The sequence below is a fragment of the Stenotrophomonas sp. 21LCFQ19 genome, assembly GCF_056861425.1.
This window is the reverse complement of sequence record NZ_JBSPUF010000013.1, coordinates 142097-148719: the sequence shown is the minus strand read 5'-3', so window position 1 is coordinate 148719 and position 6623 is coordinate 142097. Positions and strand designations below refer to the sequence as shown.

Annotated in this window: 7 protein-coding genes; 4 read left to right on the top strand and 3 right to left on the bottom strand. The window is 63.5% G+C overall.

What is annotated here, in order from left to right; all coding sequences use genetic code 11:
- Positions 1–185: 185 nt before the first annotated feature.
- Positions 186–1184: a sensor domain-containing protein gene (locus AC13FW_RS15275; protein ID WP_482989644.1), complete on the bottom strand. Its 999-nt coding sequence runs from the start codon at positions 1182–1184 to the stop codon at positions 186–188.
- A complete protein-coding gene (locus tag AC13FW_RS15270) occupies positions 1184–1546 on the bottom strand; it encodes a PadR family transcriptional regulator (RefSeq protein ID WP_282273357.1) in 363 nt (120 codons plus the stop codon). Before AC13FW_RS15270 ends, AC13FW_RS15275 begins: the two co-directional genes overlap by 1 nt.
- Positions 1547–1699: 153 nt before the next feature.
- On the opposite strand from AC13FW_RS15270, the gene AC13FW_RS15265 reads away from it, so the two are divergent.
- The 3 genes from AC13FW_RS15265 (at position 1700) to AC13FW_RS15255 (ending at position 3505) form a co-directional block, all read left to right on the top strand.
- On the top strand, positions 1700–2602 hold the full coding sequence (locus AC13FW_RS15265) for a peptidylprolyl isomerase (protein WP_482989643.1): 903 nt from the start codon (positions 1700–1702) through the stop codon (positions 2600–2602).
- 246 nt (positions 2603–2848) lie between these two features.
- Entirely contained in the window at positions 2849–3250 is a 402-nt protein-coding gene (locus AC13FW_RS15260; protein WP_482989642.1) for an OsmC family protein, read from the top strand.
- Positions 3251–3256: 6 nt separating this feature from the next.
- Positions 3257–3505 carry a hypothetical protein gene (locus AC13FW_RS15255; protein WP_282273345.1) on the top strand — a complete coding sequence of 83 codons (249 nt, stop codon included), beginning with the start codon at positions 3257–3259 and terminating at the stop codon, positions 3503–3505.
- 109 nt (positions 3506–3614) lie between these two features.
- Here the strand turns inward: AC13FW_RS15255 and AC13FW_RS15250 are convergent, their stop codons facing one another.
- A complete protein-coding gene (locus AC13FW_RS15250) occupies positions 3615–4406 on the bottom strand; it encodes a DUF4349 domain-containing protein (RefSeq protein ID WP_482989641.1) in 792 nt (263 codons plus the stop codon).
- Between the two features lie 281 nt (positions 4407–4687).
- Between AC13FW_RS15250 and AC13FW_RS15245 the strand changes: the two genes are divergently transcribed.
- Positions 4688–6490, top strand: a complete 1803-nt coding sequence (locus tag AC13FW_RS15245; RefSeq protein WP_481615466.1) for a DUF885 domain-containing protein — start codon at positions 4688–4690, stop codon at positions 6488–6490.
- The last annotated feature ends 133 nt before the right edge of the window (positions 6491–6623 follow it).

The following is a 6623-nucleotide window of genomic DNA, read 5'->3' as shown; positions in this document are numbered from 1 at the left end:
GTCAGCCGCGAAGCTGGCAACAATGACTGGCGGGGTATTTCTGCCATCTGACCATCTACCAGCTTCGCGGCTGACGCCGCTCCTACAGAAGGGTCATCTGTATCGCCTCTGCCGAGCATGGCTCGGCACTACAAAAACGAGGGCGCCATCGGCGCCCTCGTCTGCATTCCCTTACGCCGCCGTGCTTACAACCGCACCAGCAGATGCTTGGCCATGGCGCCGTGCAGCTTGCCGATGCCACGCGCCAGATGCAGCGTGCCGAACAGCAGCAGCACGCCGATTCCCACCGACACCGGCCACAACCAGAACGGGTTACCGATATTGACGCCGTCGATCCAGATCCCCATCGGCATGTTGGAGAACAATGAAACCATCGGTGCGAATACCAGTGCCAAGGAGGTCGACAGCAAGGTCGTCGCCACCGTGAAGTACAGGGTGCCCAGTGGCAACATCAGCACGAAGTACAGCATCGTCAACCAGGTGCGGCCATCCGAGAACATCGCACCGATGCGCTGCAGCCAACCCTGGCTGCGATCGGTATAGGCCGGACGACGCGGCATGCGCACGCCCAGCATGGTTTCGATGATGCGGCCTTCAACCAGAGACAACACCCGCACCGAGCCCAGGAACAGCAGCAACACAGGAATACCGATGATCACGATCAGCAGCGATACCGACAGCGACAAACCTGTGACCACCCAGATGAAGAAGAAAATGCCGGTGGCCAGCGACAACAGCATGTAGAACAGCGCCCCATACGTGTGCGGGTCCATTGCCACACCGAAGAAACGCGCCAACAAGGAACGCGGAGCGGGCTCGCGAACCGGCGCAGCGACACTCGGCTCGGCGGGCGATGCAGCGGACTCAACGACCGCCGGCGCAACCGCCGGTACCACCCGTGCCGGCGGCCGCGGTGTACGCAGTGCGCGATTCACCGTCACTTCGGTTTCGCGGTAGATCTCTGCAACCTCTTCAGGCGCACCGTAACTGCCAGCGACACCGGCAATCACCTCAGCCTCGCTCTTGCCCGGCTGTTCGGCCAGCTCCGAGCGCAGGTATTCCTCGGCGTCATACAGCGCGTCCTGGATCATCGCCAGGTCCGCGCCGCTCAATGCGGCACGCAGCTGGTCCAGGTATTCGGGAATCGTCGTCGGCAGCGGCCGTGCGTTGAATTCACTAGTCATCAGTTGACTCCTTCCAGTACCGACTCGACCGAGTCGCGGGTGGCATTCCAGGCAGCGATCCATTGCCGCAGGGCGGCACGACCGTCGTTGTTGATGCGGTAGTAGCGCCGCGGCGGTCCGGCCACCGACGGCTCCACATGGCTTTCCAGCAGGCCAGCACCTTCCAGGTTGCGCAGCACCGGGTACAAGGCGCTCTGCTTGCCGCTCAGCACGCCATCCCCAACCCGCTCCAGCTCCTTGGCAATCAGATAGCCGTAGAGCGGCTCCGGCGCCTTGGCCAGCACCGCCAGCAAGGCCAGCGACACCGTGCCTGTGCTCAATTCCTTCTGGAACTTGCGCAGATATGCATCCAATTCAGTCATGGCCCTCACTCCTGCCGACTAACGTTAGGTAGATACTAGTGTTTAGTTCGCTATAGCGAATATGCCGGTAGTCACCCCCACCTCGGTCATGAGGCTGGCGGGCGGCACGGGCAATCGCGCAGAATCGGGCCACACCCAACTGGAATGCGCCCGATGACGCTACGTCCCTGCCTGCTTGCGCTGGCTCTGTCGCTGTCCCCGCTGCCGCTGCTGGCGGCCGACGCCCCCGCCAAGTACCGCAGCGCGCAGGAAATCATCGATGCGGCGCCGGCCAACGACTGGCACACCCCGGCAGCGGAGAACACGTTGTACATGGATCTGGAGGGCGGCCGCGTCATCATCGAGCTTGCCCCGCAGTTCGCCCCCGAGCACGCCGGCAACATCCGCACCATGGCCAGGGAGCACTTCTGGGACGGGCTGAGCATCTACCGCTCGCAGGACAACTTCGTGGTGCAGTTCGGCGACGCCGATGCCGACGATGCGGCCAAAGCCAAGTCGATGGGCAGCGCCAAGAGCCACCTGCCAGCGGAGTTCCAGCGTCCTGTCGAAGGACTTGCCTTCACCGCCCTGCCCGACCGTGATGGCTGGGCTGCGAGGACCGGCTTCGTCGGTGACTTCGCGGTTGGCAGCGATGGCAAGAACGCCTGGTTGGCGCATTGCTATGGTGCACTCGGCGCCGGCCGCAACAATGACGAAGACAGCAGCGTGGGTGCGGAGTTGTATGTGGTCACCGGTCAATCGCCGCGCCAGCTGGACCGCAACATCACCCTGGTTGGCCGCGTACTCAAAGGCATGGAGCTGCTCAGCACGATCAAGCGCGGCCCGGACCCGATGGGCTTCTACGAAGACCCCGCGCAGCGCACGCAGATCAAGGCGATCACCTTGGCCAGCGAACTGCCCGAGGCTCAACGGGTGAGCCTGCAGGTACTGCGCACCGACTCGAAGACCTTCGCCGATGCGGTGGAAGCGCGACGTAATCGCGTGGACGGTTTCTACAAGCGCGCCGCCGGCCATATCGACCTGTGCAACATCCCGTTGCCGGTGCGCATCCGGTAAAAGAGCGAACCATGTAGTGCCGAGCCATGATCGGCAGGAGCTTTACCGGCCACCCAACACGTAATTCCGAGCCATGCTCGGCAGAGGCCTTACCGGGAACCCCCATTGCCGAGCATGGCTCGGCACTACAGCGTCCAGGCAAACACTTGCATCGTTCAAGTCTTGGGACGATGCAGTCAATTAACGGCGACTACCGGAGCTGGCTGTGTCGCAGTAAGTTGACGGTTCGTTCTGAAGGAGCCTGCCATGGCCCACGTCACCATTGAATCAACGGGAAGCAACTACGCCCATCGCATCAGCAACGGCGTCCACCAGCTTGTTGCCGATGAGCCTGCCCGGCTGGGCGGCCAGGACGCGGGCATGGCGCCGTTCGATCTTTACCTGGCATCACTGGCCGCCTGCACCGCGATTACCTTGCGTATGTATGCAGAGAAAAAAGGCTGGGAGCTGGGTGAGTTCAACGCCGAGCTGACCTTTACCCGCGATGAAGCCGGTAAGCTGCAGGTGCACCGCATTCTTTCCGCTACCGGCGCGTTGACCAACGAACAATGGGAACGACTACTCGACGTAGCCACCCGCACACCGGTCACGAAAGTGATGGGCGAAGGTGCGACCATCACCAGCGAACACCGCGCCCTGAAGGGTTGAGACGCCATGTTTACGATTGTTGTTATCTGGGATGCAGACAACGCCGAAGTGACCCAGTGGGACGAGACCCCGTGGGTCACCACCTTCAAGGATCGCGAAGTGTCTTTGCGGGCTGGGCCACGCGAGCGCGTGGATGCCAATGGCGTCAGCAGCCAGGTGGCGGTCTATCTGCCCGATGAGTTCAACGAGGAAGAGTTCCAGGACCTGTTCGCCGCGCACGAAAAGCGGATCCCGGAGCTGCACCTGCATGGCTGATGCCCGCTCCTACAAAAGCCAGTGGGCACTTTGCTTGCGCGTGCCGCGAAGCTGGTGTCGTTTCAGAGCATCAGCTTCGCGGCTCACGCCGCTCCCACAACGCCAAGGGTTACTGCTTCTTGCGGCGGCGCCACCACAGGCGCAGCAGCCATGCCAGGAAGCCACCAACCAGAATCAACGGCAGCAGGCCTGCGGCGATGCGGATCACATAGGCCACGCTGGTGGTGAATATCTCGCCGAAATCACCGAACGCCCGGCCAATCTCGCTGCGGTTACGCTGGCTGTTGGTCGATTCGATATTGATGGTCACCAACTGCGTATCGATGCGGCGGTGCTGCTGCGCCGAATCACGGTTGGCCTGCTGCAGGCCGGCTTCGATCTCAGACAGCCGCGCCGAAATCGTCAGCAGGTCCGCCACCGCCAGATCCTTGCGCTGCTGATACTCGAGCAGGCGTTCATGCTCGGCCTTCAGGCGATCCTGCATCAATCGGGTATCGGCAACCTGCTGGGCCAGGTCCTCGGCCTCGGTGTTGCGGGTGGTCACCTCGCCCTTGTCGCTGGCCAACGCGATCAGCGGCTCCACGCCCTTCGGCGCGACCCGCACCTTGATTGAGCCACGCGGCGTATCGCCGCCCTGCTGGGACACATTGAGCACCGCGCAGTCGCCGAACTTCGCGGTCTGGCAGGCATCGGATACCGCCTTCACCCGCGGCGCGATGTCTTTGCCCGGCAACTGCAGTTGCACGGTGTGCTCATAGGCCAGGAATGCGCCCTCTGGCGATTGCACCGCATCGGCTGCCACCGCCGCGCTCTCGGCCGACATCTCATGTTTGGCACAGCCAGCCAGCGCCAGCAGCGCGCCCAGCGCCAATACCAAGGTCCTTCCGTGCAGTTGCTTCATGCGTCCATGTTCCAGTTGATTTCGTGGCGGCAGCATAGCGACTTGGCTGAATACGAAGGCTAAAAATTTGTGCAGAGCCGGGTAGCCCGGGCAAGCGCAGCGCACCCGGGGATTAGGTGGGCCGGATGAACCAAGAACCCGGGTGCGCTGCGCTTACCCGGGCTACATGATTGCCGCCTATCCAAACCGCCCGTTTCGGCAAGCTGACACCAACCAACGGCAGGTGCAGCAGCGGCCCAGTCCACCTATGCTCGGGGATTCCCTCAGTAACAGGATCACCGATGCGCAAGCACCTGCTCGCCGCCGCCCTGCTCGCCAGCCTCGCCGGCTGCCAGAGCGGTGACGCCCCGACCGCGCCATCCACCACCACCGAGCAGGCCGGCCAGTCCCAGGCCGACGCCCAGTTCGCCGAGCTGTCGAAGAAGGCGTTGGACACCTGGATGCAGCTGTCCCCGGTCAGTGCCACCCAGATCGGCGATCACCGCTACGACAGCCAGCTCGACGACCTCAGCGCGGCCGGCCAGCAGAAGAGCCTGGAGGCCAGCAAGGCCCTGCTTGCCGAGCTGGACAAGCTCGACGTCAGCAAGCTCGGCCGCGAGAACCAGGTGGATGCCGCCATCCTGCGCAACCAGCTGCAGTCGGACATCTGGTCCAACGAAACCATGCAGTCATGGAAGTGGGACCCGCAGGTCTATAACGGCCTGGCCGGCAGCGCCATCTACGGCCTGATGGCGCGCGAATTCGCGCCGCTGCCGGAGCGCCTGAAGTCGGCCACCGCCCGCATCGAACTGATCCCGCAGATCTTCGCCGCCGCCCGTGCCAACCTGGATCCGGCGCGCGTGCCGAAGATCCACGCCGAAACTGTGGCCAAGCAGAACCGCGGCATCCTCAGCCTGGTTGAAACCTTCATCGTGCCCAACATCGGCCAGCTCGAAGCTGCCGACCAGGAGCGCCTGAAGGCCGCCATCGCCACACTGACCACGGCAGTCGAAGAACAGCAGACCTGGCTGGACAAGACCCTGGTGCCCAACGCCAAGGGCGAATTCCGCATCGGCGCGGAAAAGTACGACCAGAAGCTGAAGTTCTCGCTCAACTCCTCGCTGTCGCGCGCCGAGATCGGCGAGCGCGCCCGCGCCGAGCTGACCCGCGTGCGCAAAGACATGTACGGCATCGCCCAGGTGGTGTTGAAGGACAAGCCGGGCGCCCCGGAAATGCCGGCAAACCCGACCGATGACCAGCAGCAGAAGGCTATCGAGGCCGCACTGGAACTGGCCTATGCCGACAAGCCGGCCCGCGACAAGGTCGTGGACGATGCCAAGGCCGCGCTCGACCAGTCCACCGAGTTCGTGCGCAAGCATGACCTGATGACCCTGCCCGACGCGCCGGTCGACATCATCCTGATGCCGGAATTCCAGCGCGGCGTGGCCGTGGCCTATTGCGATTCGCCGGGCCCGCTGGACAAGAACCTGAAGACCTTCTACGCGGTCTCGCCGATTCCGGATGACTGGAACGACAAGCAGGTGGATTCCTTCCTGCGCGAATACAACAGCCGCATGATCCACCTGCTGTCCATCCACGAAGGCACCCCGGGCCATTACCTGGAAGGCTGGCACTCGGGCAAGTTCCCGTCGACGCTGCGTGCGGTGCTGCGCTCGGGCCTGTTTGCAGAAGGCTGGGCGGTCTACACCGAGCGCATGATGCAGGAACAGGGCTACCTGGATAACGACCCGCTGTTCCACTTGGTGCAGCTGAAGTTCTACCTGCGCACCATTGCCAATGCCATCCTCGACCAGGGTGTGCACGTGGACAACTGGAGCCGCGAGCAGGCCATGCACCTGATGACCCACGACGCGTTCCAGCAGGAAAGCGAAGCCTCCGGCAAGTGGGTGCGCGCACAGCTCACCTCGGCGCAGCTGCCGACCTACTTCGTCGGTGCACAGGAGCACTTCGACACCCGCAAGGCAGTACAGGAAAAGCAGGGTGCCAACTTCAACCTGAAGGCCTACCACGACCAGATGCTGTCCTACGGCGCACCGCCGGTGCGTTTCGCACGCCAGCTGATGCTGGAACAGCCGATCGAGTAATTTCAGCTGGTTTTGTCCACTGAAAAGCCCGGGCAGTGCCCGGGCTTTTTTTTGGCCCTTGTAGTGGGGGGGGGCGCGGGGGGGGCGGGGGGGGGGGGGGGGGCGCGGCGAGGCACGGCCGGCGCCGACACCC